Annotated in this window: 14 protein-coding genes; 6 read left to right on the plus strand and 8 right to left on the minus strand. The window is 60.7% G+C overall.

The window, feature by feature from the left end; all coding sequences use genetic code 11:
* Positions 1 to 127 precede the first annotated feature (127 nt).
* From CKW38_RS22825 to CKW38_RS22835, 3 genes are all read right to left on the minus strand, one after another.
* Complete coding sequence (locus CKW38_RS22825) at positions 128 to 2,476, minus strand: FdhF/YdeP family oxidoreductase (protein ID WP_007909075.1); 2,349 nt, start codon at positions 2,474 to 2,476, stop codon at positions 128 to 130.
* A complete protein-coding gene (fdhD, locus tag CKW38_RS22830) occupies positions 2,473 to 3,312 on the minus strand; it encodes a formate dehydrogenase accessory sulfurtransferase FdhD (RefSeq protein WP_007909076.1) in 840 nt (279 codons plus the stop codon). Before fdhD ends, CKW38_RS22825 begins: the two co-directional genes overlap by 4 nt.
* A 92-nt stretch (positions 3,313 to 3,404) precedes the next feature.
* A complete protein-coding gene (locus tag CKW38_RS22835) occupies positions 3,405 to 4,292 on the minus strand; it encodes a LysR family transcriptional regulator (protein WP_007909077.1) in 888 nt (295 codons plus the stop codon).
* Between the two features lie 139 nt (positions 4,293 to 4,431).
* Here CKW38_RS22835 and lysM point away from each other — a divergent pair, with 139 nt between their 5' ends.
* Complete coding sequence (gene lysM, locus CKW38_RS22840; RefSeq protein WP_007909089.1) at positions 4,432 to 4,872, plus strand: peptidoglycan-binding protein LysM; 441 nt, start codon at positions 4,432 to 4,434, stop codon at positions 4,870 to 4,872.
* A gap of 100 nt (positions 4,873 to 4,972) precedes the next feature.
* Here the strand turns inward: lysM and yrfG are convergent, their stop codons facing one another.
* The gene (yrfG, locus tag CKW38_RS22845) at positions 4,973 to 5,635 is read right to left on the minus strand and encodes a GMP/IMP nucleotidase (protein ID WP_007909091.1); all 663 of its coding nucleotides are present in this window, start codon (positions 5,633 to 5,635) and stop codon (positions 4,973 to 4,975) included.
* An 88-nt stretch (positions 5,636 to 5,723) separates the two neighbouring features.
* Here yrfG and nudE point away from each other — a divergent pair, with 88 nt between their 5' ends.
* Entirely contained in the window at positions 5,724 to 6,290 is a 567-nt protein-coding gene (gene nudE / locus CKW38_RS22850) for an ADP compounds hydrolase NudE (RefSeq protein WP_007909093.1), read from the plus strand.
* 5 nt (positions 6,291 to 6,295) lie between these two features.
* Positions 6,296 to 7,129: a 3'(2'),5'-bisphosphate nucleotidase CysQ gene (gene cysQ / locus CKW38_RS22855; RefSeq protein WP_095113985.1), complete on the plus strand. Its 834-nt coding sequence runs from the start codon at positions 6,296 to 6,298 to the stop codon at positions 7,127 to 7,129.
* 201 nt (positions 7,130 to 7,330) lie between these two features.
* On the opposite strand, the gene CKW38_RS22860 is transcribed toward cysQ, so the two are convergent.
* The 4 genes from CKW38_RS22860 to rfbC are packed head-to-tail and all read right to left on the minus strand — an operon-like array spanning position 7,331 to position 11,561.
* Positions 7,331 to 7,786 carry a YiiD C-terminal domain-containing protein gene (locus CKW38_RS22860; RefSeq protein WP_007909095.1) on the minus strand — a complete coding sequence of 152 codons (456 nt, stop codon included), beginning with the start codon at positions 7,784 to 7,786 and terminating at the stop codon, positions 7,331 to 7,333.
* Positions 7,783 to 9,168, minus strand: coding sequence for a sigma-54 dependent transcriptional regulator (locus CKW38_RS22865; RefSeq protein ID WP_007909097.1), 1,386 nt, complete (start codon positions 9,166 to 9,168; stop codon positions 7,783 to 7,785). Before CKW38_RS22865 ends, CKW38_RS22860 begins: the two co-directional genes overlap by 4 nt.
* Positions 9,165 to 10,973 carry an ATP-binding protein gene (locus CKW38_RS22870; RefSeq protein ID WP_095113943.1) on the minus strand — a complete coding sequence of 603 codons (1,809 nt, stop codon included), beginning with the start codon at positions 10,971 to 10,973 and terminating at the stop codon, positions 9,165 to 9,167. The genes CKW38_RS22865 and CKW38_RS22870 overlap by 4 nt, the downstream gene beginning before the upstream one ends.
* Before the next feature lie 42 nt (positions 10,974 to 11,015).
* Entirely contained in the window at positions 11,016 to 11,561 is a 546-nt protein-coding gene (gene rfbC / locus CKW38_RS22875) for a dTDP-4-dehydrorhamnose 3,5-epimerase (RefSeq protein ID WP_095113944.1), read from the minus strand.
* 165 nt (positions 11,562 to 11,726) lie between these two features.
* Here rfbC and CKW38_RS22880 point away from each other — a divergent pair, with 165 nt between their 5' ends.
* The 3 genes from CKW38_RS22880 to aguA all read left to right on the plus strand — a co-directional run bounded on the left by CKW38_RS22880 (position 11,727) and on the right by aguA (position 16,921).
* Entirely contained in the window at positions 11,727 to 14,639 is a 2,913-nt protein-coding gene (locus CKW38_RS22880) for an aminotransferase (protein ID WP_095113945.1), read from the plus strand.
* 291 nt (positions 14,640 to 14,930) lie between these two features.
* Positions 14,931 to 15,809: an N-carbamoylputrescine amidase gene (aguB, locus tag CKW38_RS22885; protein ID WP_095113946.1), complete on the plus strand. Its 879-nt coding sequence runs from the start codon at positions 14,931 to 14,933 to the stop codon at positions 15,807 to 15,809.
* A 5-nt stretch (positions 15,810 to 15,814) separates the two neighbouring features.
* Positions 15,815 to 16,921: an agmatine deiminase gene (aguA, locus tag CKW38_RS22890; protein ID WP_095113947.1), complete on the plus strand. Its 1,107-nt coding sequence runs from the start codon at positions 15,815 to 15,817 to the stop codon at positions 16,919 to 16,921.
* Positions 16,922 to 17,152 lie beyond the last annotated feature (231 nt).

Raw genomic sequence — 17,152 nt, forward strand, 5'->3', positions numbered from 1 at the left:
GCTTTTGTGAAAAAGCGGCCTTTTTTGTGGGCGTTTGAAAAGCAGTAGCGAAAAGATCGCAGCCTTCGGCAGCTCCTACAGGAATCGGTGTAGGAGCTGCCGAAGGCTGCGATCTTTTGATTTTGAATTAAGCAGATTTGGCCATGATCAACCCAGTCTCACTCGCTGATTCCAATCGAATCGCAATGAACTTAGACGTCGGCGTATGGCTGCCATCCCCGGTGCTCTCCAATGGCACCAGTGGGTTCACTTCCGGGTAATAAGCCGCCGCTTGCCCGGCCGGAATATCAAACGCCAACAAAGTGAAGCCCTTCACCCGACGCTCACGACCATCGTCCCACAGCGACACGATGTCGGCCTTTTGCCCCGGACGGAAGCCCAGACGAATGATGTCGGCCTCGTTGGCAAACAGCACATCACGCTGGCCCTTCACTCCGCGATAACGGTCGTCGAGACCATAAATCGTGGTGTTGTATTGATCGTGGGAACGCATCGATTGCAAGATCAGGTCCGGTAGCTGCCCGGTGGCGCGGGTGCGTTCGTGTACCAGATCTTTGGGCAGCATGTTCGCGCGGAAGTTGGCCCGGCCCGACGGTGTGTTCCACTTGCGCGCGCCAGCGCTGTTGCCGAGGTAGAAGCCGCCTGGGTTTTTGATCTTCTCGTTGAACTCTTTGAAATTGGGAATGGTGTCGGCGATCAGTTCGCGGATGCGCCCGTAATCGGCCACCAGCCAGTTCCAGTCGACCGGTTTGCTACCCAGTGTGGCGGCAGCGATGCCGGCAATGATCGACGGCTCCGAGCGCATCTGGTTCGACAGCGGTTGCAACTGCCCGTTGGAGGCGTGAACCATGCTGAAGGAGTCTTCCACGGTGACCGCTTGCGGGCCTTCGGTCTGGATATCGATGTCGGTCCGGCCGAGGCACGGCAGGATCAGCGCGTCTTTACCGTGAGCCAGATGGCTGCGGTTGAGTTTGGTGCTGATCTGCACGGTCAGGTCGCAATTGCTCAGTGCGGCGAAGGTACGCGGGCTGTCCGGCGTGGCTTGGGCGAAGTTGCCGCCCAGACCGATAAAGACTTTGGCGCGTCCCTCGGCCATCGCATGGATTGCCTCGACCACGTTGTGGCCGTTATGACGCGGCACCTTGAACTGGAAGCGTCGTTCCAGCGAATCAAGGAACGCCACTGGCGGACGCTCGTTGATGCCCATCGTGCGGTCGCCCTGCACGTTACTGTGGCCGCGCACCGGACACAGACCAGCACCGGGTTTACCGATGTTGCCGCGCAGCAGCATCAGGTTGGCGATTTCCTGGATGGTCGGTACTGAATGGCGATGCTGGGTGATGCCCATCGCCCAGCACATGATGACGTTCTTGCCTTTGGCGTACATGCGCGCCGCTTGCTCGATTTCGACGAGGGTCAGGCCGGATTGCTCGACGATCTGTTCCCACGGCGTGTCATCGACCACGCCGAGATACTCCAGCACGTTAGCGCTGTGGGCGTTGAGGAAATCGTGATCGAACACGGCAGGTTCGCCAGCCTTCTGCGCATCGCGCTCCCACTGCAGGAGAAACTTGGCCATGCCGCGCAGCAGCGCCATGTCACCGCCAAGTGCCGGGCGGAAATACGCGGTGTTGGTCGGCTTGTCACCGTTGGTGAGCATTTCGATCGGGTGTTGCGGGTGCTGGAAGCGTTCCAGGCCACGCTCTTTCAATGGGTTGATGCACACCACTTGCGCGCCGCGTTTCACCGCTTCACGCAACGGTTCGAGCATGCGTGGGTGGTTAGTGCCCGGGTTCTGGCCCCAGACGAAAATCGCATCGGCGTGTTCGAAATCGTCGAAGGTCACGGTGCCTTTGCCGACGCCGACACTTTGCGCCAACGCCACACCGCTGGCCTCGTGGCACATGTTCGAGCAGTCAGGGAAATTGTTGGTGCCGTAGGCGCGCACGAACAGTTGATACAGGTAAGCCGCCTCGTTGCTGGCACGACCCGAGGTGTAGAACTCGGCCAGGTCCGGACTCGGCAGGCTTTGCAGGTGTTTGGCGATCAGGGTGTAGGCGTCGTCCCAACTGATCGGCTTGTAGCGATCGGTTTCGGCGTCATACACCATCGGCTCGGTCAGGCGCCCCTGATACTCGAGCCAGTAGTCGCTCTGCTCCAGCAACGAAGTGACGCTGTGCTTGGCGAAGAACTTGGCGTCCACGCGGCGCTTGGTTGCTTCCCAGTTCACCGCTTTGGCGCCGTTCTCGCAGAACTTGACCATGCCGCTTTCCGGCGAATCGCCCCACGCGCAACCCGGGCAGTCGAAGCCGCCGTTCTGGTTGGTCTTGAGCATCATGCGCAGGTTCTTCAGCGCGTTGTCGCTGGTCAACCAGGCCTGAGCCACACTGATCAGGGCACCCCAGCCGCCGGCGGCACCTTTGTAAGGCTTATAGCGCGGGACAGGTTTCTGGTCGGCTTGATGATGTTGGCTCACGCTTGATTCTCCATCGCGGGGCTGTACACCCGCGGCGCACTTTTCTGCGGCAGGTGGATGAGATTGAGGTTGTGTCGACGGGCCCATTGCACGGCAAGGCCCGTGGGCGCGGACAGGCTGACCAGCGTCTGGATGCCGGCACGCAAGACTTTCTGGATCAATTCGAGGCTGCAACGGCTGGTCACAATCGCTAGGCCGCCTTCTGTGGATATCTTCTGGCGGATCAGCCCGCCGATCAGCTTGTCGAGGGCGTTATGCCGGCCGATGTCTTCGCGGCCGAGTAGCAATTCGCCGCTGGCGTTCATGAATACCGCCGCGTGCACCGCACCGCAGTATTGGCCCAAAGGTTGAAATGCACTGATGCGCTGACGCAAACCGTCGAGCCATTCAATCGGCGGCAACGGCGCACCGGGCAACACCTTCAGATCGGGCAGTGCTTGCTCGACCGCTTCAACGCCGCACAATCCGCAACCGCTGGTGCCGGCCATTTGTCGACGTTGTTGCTTGAGGTTCCAGAACGCGCGATTGGCGATGGTTACTTGCGCATATTGCGCGGAGCCGGCGCCGGTCAGTTGCAGGTCATAAATGTCAGTAGCGTCGATGATGATGCCGCTGCCGAGGCTGAAACCGACGATGAAGTCTTCAAGGTCGGTCGGCGTCACCAACATCACCGCCTGGCTGATGCCGTTGTAGGCGATCGCCAACGCGACTTCCTCGGCCAGCGCGGTGCTGGCCGATTCCTCACGGGGTAAATCGCTGTAACTGTAGGTCTGGCTGGCGGCTGGCGCGGGCGTTTCGAGTGCAGGCGCCGCGCAGGCTGGGCGCTTGGCGTTCATGGCATCACCGACGGTTTGATCAACGTTAAGACTAGGCGCGGCAAGTTGTCGCGTCTAATCGCTAGTGTCGATCTATCGATAGATGCCGTCGATCAAGAGGCTGTTGGTGATTCCCGATACAGCGCGAAACAGGCTTCCGCCAGCGCGGAACGTGGGGCGCCGCGACGCATGATCAGGCCCAGCGGGGCGAGGGTCTGGGCGTCTTCGATCGGTTGCAGGCGCAGGTGATCGGTGAGTTTTTCCAGGCCGCCGTCCAGCGGCATGATCGCGCAGCAAAAACCGCCGTGCACGGCTTGTAACAATTGATGCACGGCATCGGTTTGTAGCAACGGTTGTGGAGTCAGGCCGCGGCTGTGGAAGTTGTGGTCGATGGACTGGCGAAAATGCATGCCGCTGGTGAGCATGCCCAACGGCAGTTCGATCAGCGACTGCCAACTCAACGCGGCGTCGCCAAATGTGAATGAGCGCTGATCGTAGAGCAGGCCCATGCGCGTTTCACTGAAGGCCAGGGATTCGAAGCGCTCGTTATCCAGACGATCCAGATAAGACACGCCGAGATCAATGCGGTTATTCGCCAAATGCTCGAGGATCTGCTCGGAACTTAGCGCCGACATTTCAAAGCGCAAATTCGGGTGGGCGCTGTGCAGGCGTTGCATCAACGGCAGCGGATCGAAACTCGACAGCGGCACCACGCCCAGCCTCAGCGTGCCGATCAGATTGCCGCGACACGCCGCCGCTTCCGCGTGCAAACCGTCATACGCCGCCATCACCGAACGTGCCCACGCCAGCACGCGCTCGCCCGGCGCGGTGAAACCTTCGAAACGCTGGCCACGGTTGACCAGTGGCAGGTCGAGTTCTTCTTCAAGACTGCGCAGGCGCATCGACAGCGTTGGCTGGGTGATATGGCAACGCGCGGCGGCCTGGCCGAAGTGGCGGGTTTCGTCGAGGGCGATGAGGAATTTCAGCTGCTTGATGTCCATCTTCGCTCCGGGCGCTGGCAGGGGTGGGGGATTCTACCGCTTGCGCGGTGGCAGGGTCATTGGTCGGCTTGGAACCGGGTTTGTCTGCGGTGGTCTAGGCTTGGACGACTGATCCTTTTATTCCATGGAGAGAACCACGATGAGTCTTTTAAGTTTTGTAAAAGAAGCCGGTGAGAAGCTGATCGATCTGCTGACCCCGGGCAACGCCAATGCCAGTGAGCAGTTGAAGGAACACATCAGCAAGGTCGGCTTGGGCAATCCGAATGTGCAGGCAACGGTGGATGGCGACAAAGTGACCGTCACCGGTGAAGTCGCGAGTCAGGAAGAGAAAGAGAAGATTTTGCTGGCGGTGGGCAATATTGCCGGAGTTGGCAGCGTGGATGATCAGATCACCGTGACCGGCCCGGTGGTGGCTGCAGCAAAGTTTGTCGTGGTGAAAAAAGGCGACACCCTCAGCGCGATTTCCCTCGCCGTGTATGGCAATGCCAACCAGTACAACAAGATCTTCGAGGCCAACAAGCCGCTGCTGTCTCATCCGGACAAGATCTATCCGGGGCAGACACTGCGTATTCCTGAGTAACACAACACTCCTGTAGGAGCTGCCGCAGGCTGCGATCTTTTGATTTTGATTTTTCCAAACAAGATCAAAAGATCGCAGCCTTCGGCAGCTCCTACAAAGATCAAAGGCCAGCGATCAGATTGCGATAATCCTCAACCGCCGCAAACTCAGCCGTGTCCTTCGGCCCCTTGCGGCTGTCCGGCTCTTTCACCGCCAGCAAATGTGCCACGCCAAAATCCCGCGCACTGCGCAGAATCGGCAAGGTATCGTCGATAAACAGACTGCGCGCCGGATCAAAGCCGATGTCCGCCTGCAAGGCATCCCAGAACTGCGGGTTCTCCTTGGGAAACCCATAATCATGCGAGCTGATCAGCCGTTCGAAATACGGCGCCAGCTCAATCCGTTCCAGCTTCAGCGACAGTGAATCGCGGTGCGCGTTGGTGATCATGATCACCCGTTTACCGGCGCGCTTGATCGCTTCCAGAAAGGTGTCGGCATCCGGCCGCAAGGCAATCAGGTGCGCGGTTTCCAGCTTCAATTCACGTACCGACAACTTCAACTCGGCACTCCAGAAGTCCAGGCAGTACCACTGCAACTGGCCGGCGTGGCGTTCGAACAGCGGCTGCAATTCCATCTCGGCCATGGCCCGGCTGACCCCGTGCAGTTCGGCGTAACGCTGGGGCAGGTGTTCCAGCCAGAAATGATTGTCGAAGTGCAGATCCAGCAGCGTGCCGTCCATGTCCAGCAGAACGGTATCGATGTCGGACCACGGTAATGAAGGCATGGCAACGTCTCGAACGGTAGAAAGATATCCGACATAAACAATCGGGAAAGCCGCGTTATAGTAGCGCGTTCACGCCAAGGAGCTTTGCATGCGCCAGAAACCCACCGTACTTGCCCGCGAGATCGTCGCCACCAGCCGTCTGTTTTGCGTCGAAGAACTCAAACTGCGCTTTTCCAATGGCGTGGAACGCACTTACGAGCGTCTGGTCGGCAAAGGTGCGGGCTACGGCGCGGTGATGATCGTGGCGATGCTGGATGCCGAACACGCGGTGTTGGTCGAGGAATATTGCGGCGGTACCGATGAGTACGAACTGTCCTTGCCTAAAGGTTTGATCGAACCGGGCGAAGACGTATTGGCGGCAGCCGAGCGGGAGCTCAAGGAAGAAGCCGGATTTGGCGCGCGACAACTGGAGCATCTGACCGAGCTGTCGCTGTCGCCCGGTTACATGAGCCAGAAGATCCAGGTCGTTCTGGCTACCGATTTGTACGAAGAGCGGCTGGAAGGCGACGAGCCCGAGCCGATGCGCGTCGACAAGGTGAATCTGCGCAAATTGTCGTCGCTGGCGCTCAATCCGCAGTTTTCCGAAGGCCGTGCATTGGCTGCACTGTATTTGACCCGCGATCTGCTGACCGATCGCGGATTCTTTCCAGCATGAGTGAAATGTCGATGAAGTTTCCCCATCCGTTGATGGCGCCGGTGATTGAACTGGCCTTGCAGGCCGGCGAGGCGATCTTGCCGTTCTGGCGCGCCGGCGTTGAAGTCACGGCCAAGTCCGATGAATCGCCGGTGACGGCGGCGGATCTGGCCGCGCATCACCTGATTCTCGCCGGGCTGACGGCGCTGGATCCGAGCATTCCGGTGTTGTCGGAAGAAGACGCCAACATTCCCCAGAGCGTACGCGCGGGTTGGCAGCGCTGGTGGTTGGTCGATCCGCTGGATGGCACCAAGGAGTTCATCAGCGGCAGCGAAGAGTTCACCGTGAACATCGCGCTGATCGAAAACGGTCGCGTGGTGTTTGGTGTGGTGTCGATGCCGACCAATGGTCGTTTCTACGTTGGCGGTGCCGGGCTTGGTGCGTGGCGCTGCGACGAGGGCGGCACGCCGGTTGCGATTCAGGTGCGAGACGTGCCGGGGCCGGGCGAGGCGTTTACGGTTGTGGCCAGCCGGCGGCATTCGAGTCCCGAGCAGGAGCGTCTGCTGGCAGGGCTGAGTGCAAGTCTGGGCGAGCTGCAATTGGCGAACATTGGTAGCTCGCTGAAATTTTGTCTGCTGGCGGAAGGCGCAGCGGATTGCTATCCGCGACTGGCGCCGACTTCGCAGTGGGACACGGCGGCGGCGCAAGGCGTGCTGGAAGGAGCGGGCGGTGAAGTGTTGGATCTGCGCGGGGATGCGTTCTGCTATCCGGCGCGGGAATCGCTGTTGAACGAGTTCTTTTTGGCGCTGCCGGCGAAGGCGGCCTGGCGTTCCAGATTGTTGGAGTTGGCTCGCGGTTAAGTGGGCTGATCGGCAATCGCCCTCACCCCAGCCCTTTCCCCCAGGAGAGGGAGCCGACCGAGTTGTCTTGCGTCATCGACCTGTAAGATGAGGTCGATTAAGGATTCAGCAAAGCGCCATCAGGTCGGTGTACGTCTGAAGCATCCCCCAATCAGTCCCCTCTCCCTCGGGGAGAGGGTTAGGGTGAGGGGCCGTTGATCTTCAGCGGTGCAAAACGTACTGCCCGGTAAATGTCACGGCGTCTTCTTCGCTGCCCTGATTGACGATCCGCGTACTCAACGTCAACCGCGCCCGCCCATAACGCTGATACATCGCCAGAAATTTCCTCCACACCTTCGCGTCCGGCGCCGGGCAGATTGCCGTGGCGTCGCCCGTGACCGGCAGCGGATAACTGATCTGCCCCTCCTGAATCACAATGTGCCCGTCGGTGATGCCTTCTTCCTTCAAACGCAGATGCAACCAGCCCCAACCGGCCAGCACCGCACCGCAGTAAAGACTGCCGCCGAACATCGTGCTCTTGTGATTGACGTTCGGCTCGAGTGGCAGATGCAGACTCAATTGGTGTGCATGCCAGTCGAGCACCTTCAGCCCCATGTCCCGTGTCAGGGGAATGTCGTGATGCAGGACCGATTCCAGATAGCGACTGTCAGTGCTCATTCGTTTTCATCCCCATGGCTGCTGTCGCCAAAGTTGAGGCCATGCTTGCGCAACTTGTCATGCAGGGTCTTGCGCGGCACGCCCAAGGCTTCGGCGAGGCTGCGCACTGAACTGTGAGAGCGCGCCAGTTCGGCGGCAATCAACGATTTCTCGAAGTTTTCCACTTGCTCGCTGAGACCGCCGTTGATGACTTCAACCGGTGTGTTGCCAGTACCTTCGGCGCCGCTGTTATCCAGTGCCAGTTCCAGACCGAGGGCGAAACGTTCGGCGGCATTCTGCAGTTCGCGCACGTTACCCGGCCAGGTGTGGCGCAACAGCAAGGCGCGTTGTGCCGGTTGCAGTTCGTGGGGCGGCAGGCCGTGGCGGGCGCTGGCTTCATCGGCGTAATGCTGGAACAGCACCAACGCATCTTCGCCGCGTTCGCGTAGCGGTGGAATGCGCAGTGGCGCGACATTGAGGCGGTAATACAAGTCGGCGCGGAAGCGGCCTTGATCGGCGGCCTGACGCAGGTCTTCCTTGGTTGCGGCAATCACGCGGATGTCCAGCGGGATCAATTGATTGCCGCCCAGGCGTTCGACCACGCGTTCTTGCAGCATGCGCAGCAACTTAACCTGCACGTCCATGCTCATGCTTTCGATTTCATCGAGAAACAGCGTGCCGCCATTGGCGAATTCGAATTTGCCGATCCGGCGCTTCTGCGCGCCGGTGAAGGCGCCGGGTTCGTGGCCGAACAGTTCGCTTTCCACCACGGACTCGGCCAGTGCGCCGGCGTTGATCGCCACAAACGGGCCATTACGACGGCTGGACAAATCGTGCAGCGCACGGGCGACCACTTCTTTGCCGGCGCCGGTTTCGCCGAGGATCAGCACGTCAGCCTTGGTCGCGGCCAGCGCACCGATCTGCTCACGCAAGCGCAGCATCGGCGTCGAATGGCCGACCAGACGCGCGCTCAATTCATTGCGGTCGCTGAGGGCCAGACGCAGGCTGCGGTTGTCCAGCACCAGGCGGCGCAGGGCCAGCGCGCGGCGTACGCTGTCGAGCAGCGCATCGCTGGCGAAAGGTTTTTCGAGAAAGTCATAAGCGCCGGCACGCATGGCCTGCACCGCCAGCGGTACATCGCCGTGGCCGGTGATCAGCAGCACCGGCAGTTCGGGATCCTGCGCGTGTAATTCGCTGAGCAATTCCAGGCCGTCCATACCCGGCATGCGGATGTCGCTCACCACCACGCCCGGCCAGTCGCGTTCAAGCTGTGCGGCCAGCCCCTTGGCTTCGGACAGCGGCAAAATTTTCAGACCGGCCAGATCCAGTGTCTGGCCGAGGGCCTGACGCAGATGTGGATCGTCGTCGATCAACACCACCTGAATGCGATTGTCGATGGTCATGCACTTCGATCCTCGGACGGTTGCAGGCTGACCCCGGGCGCACCGGCGCGCAGTCGCAGGGTAATCAAGGCGCCACCTTGCTTGTGGTTGGCGAACGACAGTTCACCACCGAAGGCGCGCATCAGCGTTTCACAAATGGCCAACCCCAGCCCCAGACCCTGAGTACGGGTCTTGGTGGTGTAAAAGGGCTCGCTGGCGCGGCCGAGGGCCTCCATGCAAAAGCCCGGGCCGTTGTCGCGAATGTACAGATTGACGCCCTCGGCGGTGGATTCGGCACTCAGCCAGAGTTTGCGCGGCGGACCTTTTTCGGTGAGCGCGTCGAGGGCGTTGGCGAGCAGATTGCCAAGCACCTGACGCAGGCGCGTTTCCCCGGCCTCGACCCACAGCGTGGCGGCCGGCAGATCGCGGATCAGCTCGACTTCCATGCTCCGGCGCCGTTTGGCCAGCAGCGCCAGGGCATCGTCGAGCGCTGGTTGCAGGGCAACGCTTTCCGGCGCGTGGCGATCGCGGCGGGCAAAGGCGCGCAGGTGGGCGATGATCGAGGCCATGCGCCCGGTCAGTTCGCTGATCAGTTTGAGGTTGCCGCGCGCATCGTCGGTGCGCTGATGATCGAGCAGCACTTCGGCGTTCTCCGCGTAGCTGCGGATCGCTGCCAACGGCTGATTGAGTTCGTGGCTGATGCTCGCTGACATCGTCCCCAGCGCCGACAGCTTGCCGGCCTGGACCAGATCATCCTGGGCACGCACCAGTTCCTGTTGGGCTTGTTCACGCTCCAGCACTTCTTCCTTCAAACGTCGGTTGAGGCCTTCGAGGTCGCTGGTGCGTTCCGCCACGCGGCCCTCAAGTTCGCGGCGTGCCTTGGCCTCGAACGCGATGCGCTCCAGATAATGCCGGCGGCGCTGCATCATCAGACCGAGCAACAACATCAGCACCAGCAGCGTGGCGCCGCCGATGGCGACCACGGTGCGCACCGGACGGTCGATCAGCGTGCGCGGGGCAAGGATGCTGACGCTCCAGCCGGTTTCGGCAATGTCGTGGGTCTGGATCAGCCACGCCGTCGGGCTAAGGTTAAGTGGGCGCGGCTCGCGGGTCGGGTAAGGCTGGATCGCGGTGATCGCCGAGCGCTCGCTGTCGCTCAAATTACGGGTTGAGCGAAAACGCCATTCCGGGCGCGAGGTGAGGATGACCACGCCGTTGTGGTCGGTGACCAACAGTTGTTCCGGGGTTTTGCCCCAGAGGCTTTCGGTGTGGTCGAGGTCAACCTTGATCACCAGCACGCCGATGATTTTTTCGCCGTTACGCACGGCGGCGGCAAAGAAATAACCGCGCTTGGCCGACGTGGTGCCGAGCCCGAAGAAGCGCCCGAGGCGCCCGGCCATGGCTTCGCTGAAGTACGGACGGAAGGAGAAATTACGGCCGACGAAACTGTCGTGCTTGTCCCAGTTCGACGCCGCCAGCGTCTGACCGCTGGTGTCCATCAGGTACATGACTTCGGCACCGGTCTGCGCGGCGATGTTCTTCAGCAGGCGGTTGGCATTGCCTTGGGTGACGCCGTCGTCCGGTGCGCCGAGTACCGAGCGCAGGGCCGGCAGGTCGCCGAGAATCTGTGGCAACACTTCATAGCGGTGCAGGGTGCCCAGCAGGTTGGCGACGTACAGATCGAGGGTCTGGCGGTTCTGTCCGGCCAGTTCGCTGCGGTAATAGCGCTCGGCGAGATGTTCCAGCGGCCACAACAGCGGCGCCAGACACAGGGCCAACAGCGCGAGGCTGCGCCAGCGAGGTCTGCGGGGAAGGGTTGGTTTCATGAGCCGGAAGCGCCTGTAGGGACAGGCGCATTATGCCCGGCCTCAGGCGAAGACGTCAGCGTCCTTGAAGAAGGCTGCAGCCTGATCCTTGGCGGACAGCTTCGGGGCTTCGTCCAGTTGCCAATCGATGGCCAGATCCGGATCGTCCCAGCGAATACTGCGTTCTGCCGACGGCGTGTAGTAGTCGGTGGTCTTGTAGAGGAATTCGGCGAACTCGCTCAGCACGACGAACCCGTGGGCGAAACCTTCCGGGACCCACAACTGACGATGGTTGTCTGCCGACAGGCGCACGGCCACCCATTTTCCGAAGTGCGGTGAGCTGCGGCGAATGTCCACGGCGACATCCAATACTTCACCGACCGTTACGCGGACCAGTTTGCCCTGAGTGTTTTGCAGTTGGTAATGCAGACCACGCAATACGCCTTTTTGCGAGCGCGAGTGGTTGTCCTGAACGAATTGTGTGTCCAGCCCCGTTGCGTCCTGAAAAGCCTTGGCATTGAAACTTTCGTAGAAAAACCCGCGCTCGTCACCAAACACCTTGGGTTCGATGATCAGGACACCGGGCAGGTCGGTGGTGATTACATTCATGGGGTTTCCATAGGCCAGTGTTAATGGTCGACATTCTTGCGCAAAGTGCTGGAGGGCGCGAGTGCAGGAAGACAAATAGCCCTGACGCCTTTTCGTGGATGGGGGTTGCGGATCCTGCCAAGCAATGGCGATATAGGCGCCTAATAAAATTTCAGGGGTCGTTTCATGCCGCTCGCCACGTTGATTCATCGCGCCAGTTTGCCCAGCCCGCAGGTTTCTGCAGAGCAGGCCCAGCAATGGCTGGCGGAGCATTACGGGCTCAGCGGCAGGTTGCAGGCGCTCGGCAGCCAGCAGGATCTGAATTTTCGCGTCGACAGTCCGCGCGGTCGGTTCGTGCTGAAAATCTGCCGTGGCGATTACGCTCTGGTGGAGCTGCAAGCCCAGCATGCCGGCCTCAAGTACCTGGCCGAGCACTCGGCGGTGACGGTGCCACGGGTGATCGCGGCCAATAATGGCGAGGATCTGCTGTCACTCGAGGTCGGCGGCGAAGCCGTCCATGTGCGGCTGCTGGATTACATCGAGGGCCAGCCGCTCACGCATCTTGATCACTTGGGGCGCGACGTAGTGGCGGGGTTTGGCCGGCTCTGCGGTGAGATGGATCTGGCGCTGGCCGGGTTCGACCATCCGGGCCTTGAGCGCACGTTGCAGTGGGATGCCCGCCACGCCAGTGCACTGATCAGCCATCTGCTGCCGGTGATCAAGGATGAGCAACAACGCACATTGATCGCCGATGCCGCCGAACAGGCCGAGCGCCGTTTGCAGCCGTTGCGGGGCAAGCTGCCGGTGCAGGCGATCCATATGGACATCACCGATGACAACGCCGTCTGGGCGCGCGATGCCCAGCGTCACTGGCAGTTGCAGGGCGTGATCGACTTTGGCGATCTGGTGCGCACCTGGCGCATCACCGATCTGTCAGTGACGTGTGCGGCGTTGCTGCATCACGCTGGTGGTGATCCGTTTGTCATCCTGCCGGCGGTGCAGGCCTACCACGCGGTCAACCCACTGCAACACGAAGAGTTGCAAGCGCTGTGGCCTTTGATTGTGGCGCGCGCGGCGGTGCTGGTGCTCAGTGGCGAGCAGCAAGTCAGCATCGACCCGGCGAATACGTACAGCCGGGACAACCTTACCCACGAGTGGGAGATTTTCCGCGTGGCGACATCGGTGCCTCAGGCGTTGATGGAGGCGGCGATTCTGGCGGCGGTGGGACAGGCTTTGCCGGCGATTGAGAGTGAAGGTTTTGCGCCATTGTTGCCCGGTCTGGTCGGACGCGAATTTGCGCTGATCGATCTTGGCGTGCTGAGTCCGCATTTCGACGCTGGAAATTGGGAGCAGGAGGGTATCGACCAGCGCCTGCTGACTGAAGCGGCTGTGGCGCATGGTTTGGCGGCGAGCCGTTATGGTCAGTACCGTTTGTCGCGCACTCGTCCCGACAGTGCCGTTGAACCGGACACCTTCCCGCTGCACGTGGAATTGCGCGTGCCCGATGGCAGCGCCGTGGAGGCGCCGTTCGCAGGCGTCGTGCATCAGGCCGCAGACGGTGTGCTGCAACTCGATGGCCCGCAACTCAGCCTGCGGCTGTGGGGCGTGACACCGTCGCTGCACAGCGGTGCGGCGCTGGTCAAAGGTCAGGTGCTGGGTGCGGTCAGCGGCCCGTTGCGGGTGCAGTTGTGTCGGGGCGCGCAGCTCGATGCACCGTTGTTTTGCACCCCGGCGCAAGCAGCGGCTTGGCAGGCGCTGTGCCCATCGCCGGCCGCATTGTTGGGGCTGGCCTGCGATGCCGAGCCGGAGCTGGACGCGAAAACGTTACTCGAACGCCGCGATGCCAGTTTCGCCCGCACCCAGAAACACTACTACGTCGATCCGCCGCGCATCGAACGTGGCTGGCGCAATCATCTGATCGACATGCAGGGCCGCTCCTATCTGGACATGCTCAACAACGTTGCGGTGCTCGGTCACGGTCACCCGCGCATGGCGGCGGTCGCGGCGCGCCAATGGTCACTGCTCAACACCAACTCGCGGTTCAACTATGCGGCGGTGGCGGAGTTTTCCGAGCGCTTGCTGAAACTCGCGCCGGAAGGCATGGATCGGGTGTTTCTGGTCAACAGCGGCAGCGAGGCCAATGACTTGGCGATTCGTTTGGCGTGGGCCTACAGCGGCGGGCGCGACATGATCAGTGTGCTTGAGGCCTATCACGGCTGGACGGTCGGCGCCGATGCGGTATCGACCTCGGTCGCCGACAACCCGAAAGCCCTGGAAAGCCGTCCGGACTGGGTGCATCCGGTGCCTGCGCCAAATACCTATCGCGGTGAATTCCGCGGCCTCGATTCGGCGCCGGATTACGTGCGTAGCGTTGAGCATCACCTGGCAAAACTCGCCGAGCAGAAGCGCCAATTGGCCGGGTTCATCTGCGAGCCGGTGTATGGCAATGCCGGGGGCATCTCGCTGCCGCCGGGATATTTGAAACAGGTTTACGGGCTGGTGCGCGCGCAGGGCGGCGTGTGCATCGCCGACGAAGTGCAGGTCGGTTACGGGCGCATGGGCCATTTCTTCTGGGGCTTTGAAGAGCAGGGCGTGGTGCCGGACATCATTTGCATGGCCAAGGGCATGGGCAACGGTCAACCGCTGGGTGCAGTAATCACTCGCCGGGAAATCGCCGAAGCGCTGGAGGCCGAGGGCTATTTCTTCTCTTCGGCGGGTGGCAGTCCGGTGAGTTGCCAGATCGGCATGGCGGTGCTGGATGTGATGGAAGAAGAAAAGCTCTGGGAGAACGCGCAGGTGGTCGGTGGCCACTTCAAGGCGCGACTCGAAGCGCTGATCGATAAACATCCGCTGGTGGGCGCGGTGCACGGTTCCGGGTTCTATCTCGGGCTTGAGTTGATCCGCAATCGCGAGACGCTGGAGCCGGCGACCGAGGAGACGGTGTTGCTGTGTGATCGCCTGCGCGAGTTGGGGATTTTCATGCAGCCGACTGGGGATGATCTGAACATTCTCAAGATCAAGCCACCGATGGTGACGTCGCGTAAGAGTGTGGATTTCTTTGTCGACATGCTCGATCGGGTGCTCACCGAGGGCCTTTGACACTCACCCCTGTAGGAGCTGCCGAAGGCTGCGATCTTTTGATCTTGTTTTTCAAGAGCAAAATCAAGAGATCGCAGCCTTCGGCAGCTCCTACAGAGGTTCGGAGCTAATTCGATTTGTATCGGTATTTTGTGGTTAAAATTAGACGGAATTCATTTTTTTAGCTTCTAAAGCCGATATTTATCGGCTATAAAGTCGCCATTGCTCCGGCTTGGTGATCTCATGTCCGGTGCGCGCGTTTTCTTTTCGGTCGAATTGTCGACCGTCAAAGCACTTGCCCGGAGATGATTCATGAGCCGTATCGTTACCGTTGCCGCCACCCAGATGGCCTGTTCGTGGGATCTGCAAGCCAACCTCGAAATCGCTGAACGGCTGGTGCGCGAAGCCGCCGCCAAAGGCGCGCAGATCATCCTGATTCAGGAGCTGTTCGAGGCGCCGTATTTCTGCCAGAAGCCGAACCCGGACTACCTGCAACTGGCGACGACGGTGGAAGACAACGTCGCGATCAAGCATTTCCAGAAAATCGCCAAAGAGCTGCAAGTAGTCCTGCCGATCAGCTTCTACGAACTGGCCGGCCGCGCGCGTTTCAACAGCATCGCGATCATCGATGCCGACGGCAGCAACCTCGGGATTTATCGTAAAAGCCACATCCCGGATGGCCCGGGCTACCACGAGAAGTATTACTTCAACCCGGGCGACACCGGTTTCAAAGTGTGGAACACCCGTTACGCGAAGATCGGCGTGGGTATCTGCTGGGACCAGTGGTTCCCGGAAGCCGCGCGCAGCATGGCGCTGCAAGGTGCGGAAATCCTGTTTTACCCGACCGCAATCGGCAGCGAGCCGCACGACAAGAGCATCTCCTCGCGCGATCACTGGCAGCGCGTACAACAGGGCCACGCCGGCGCCAACCTGATGCCGCTGATCGCCAGCAACCGCATCGGCAATGAAGAACAGGACGGCTACGACATCACGTTCTACGGCTCTTCGTTCATCGCCAACCAGTTCGGCGAAAAAGTGCAGGAGCTGAATAAAACCGAAGAAGGTATTCTTGTGCACACTTTCAACCTCGACGAGCTCGAACACATTCGCAGCGCGTGGGGTTCATTCCGTGACCGCCGTCCGAACCTGTACGGTGCGTTGAAAACCCTCGACGGTTCCCTGGAGTCCTGATCCCGATGACCACCTTGAAAAGTACCCCGCGCGCCGACGGCTTTCACATGCCGGCCGAGTGGGCGCCGCAAACGCAGACCTGGATGATCTGGCCCGAGCGCCCGGACAACTGGCGTCTGGGCGGCAAACCGGCGCAAGCCGCACACGCTGCGGTGGCCAAAGCCATCGCACGTTTCGAACCAGTGACCGTGGCCGTGTCCGCCGGCCAATACGAAAACGCCCGCGCGCGCCTCGACGTACCGAATATCCGCGTAGTCGAGATGTCCAGCGATGACGCCTGGGTACGCGACAGCGGCCCGACTTTCGTCATCAACAACAGCGGCGAAGTGCGCGGTGTGAACTGGGACTTCAACGCCTGGGGCGGTTTCGACGGTGGTCTGTATTCGCCGTGGAATCGTGATTCGCAGGTCGGCGGCAAGATCCTCGAGATCGAGCGTAGCCCGCGTTATCGCACTGAAGGTTTTGTGCTCGAAGGCGGTTCGATTCACGTCGACGGCGAAGGCACGCTGATCACCACCGAAGAATGCCTGCTCAACCGCAATCGCAACCCGCACTTGGGCCGCGAAGAAATCGAAGCGGTGCTCAGCGCCAATCTGTCTGTGGATAAAATCATCTGGCTGCCGGACGGTTTGTTCAACGACGAAACCGACGGCCATGTGGATAACTTCTGCTGTTACGTGCGTCCGGGTGAAGTATTGCTGGCGTGGACCGACGATCCGCAGGATCCGAACTACCCGCGCTGCCAGGCTGCGATGAAAGTCCTGCAAAGCAGCACCGATGCCAAAGGTCGCCCGTTCACGGTGCACAAAATGCCGATTCCGGGGCCGCTCTACGCGACCGAAGAAGAGTGCGCCGGTGTCGATCCGATGGACGGTACGCAGGAGCGCAATCCGTCCGTGCGCCTGGCCGGCTCCTACGTGAACTTTCTGATCGTCAATGGCGGCATCATCGCGCCGAGCTTCGACGATCCGATGGATGCCCCGGCCAGGGAAATCCTGCAGAAACTATTCCCGCAGCACGAAGTGGTAATGGTGCCGGGCCGCGAACTGTTACTGGGTGGCGGCAATATCCACTGCCTTACCCAACAGCAACCCGCACCACACAAAGAGTGAGTTGAGTCGTAACAGCTTGAGTTGATTAACAAATCGGCCGAGCAGTGATTAGCTCGCTATGCATGTGAAGAAGCCCGCAGCCCGGTTGGATTGCGGGCTTCTTTGTATCCGCTTGTCGACAAATGCGAAACCTTGGCATAGCTCTTGTATTCATCACCCGTGCACTAGGGAGGGGGGAGAACTTCAACAGTTCTGTCATAAACCTTGGATAACTTAGCCGCTCATGAACGG

This window comes from Pseudomonas sp. Irchel 3H7 (assembly GCF_900187605.1).
Taxonomy (GTDB): domain Bacteria; phylum Pseudomonadota; class Gammaproteobacteria; order Pseudomonadales; family Pseudomonadaceae; genus Aquipseudomonas.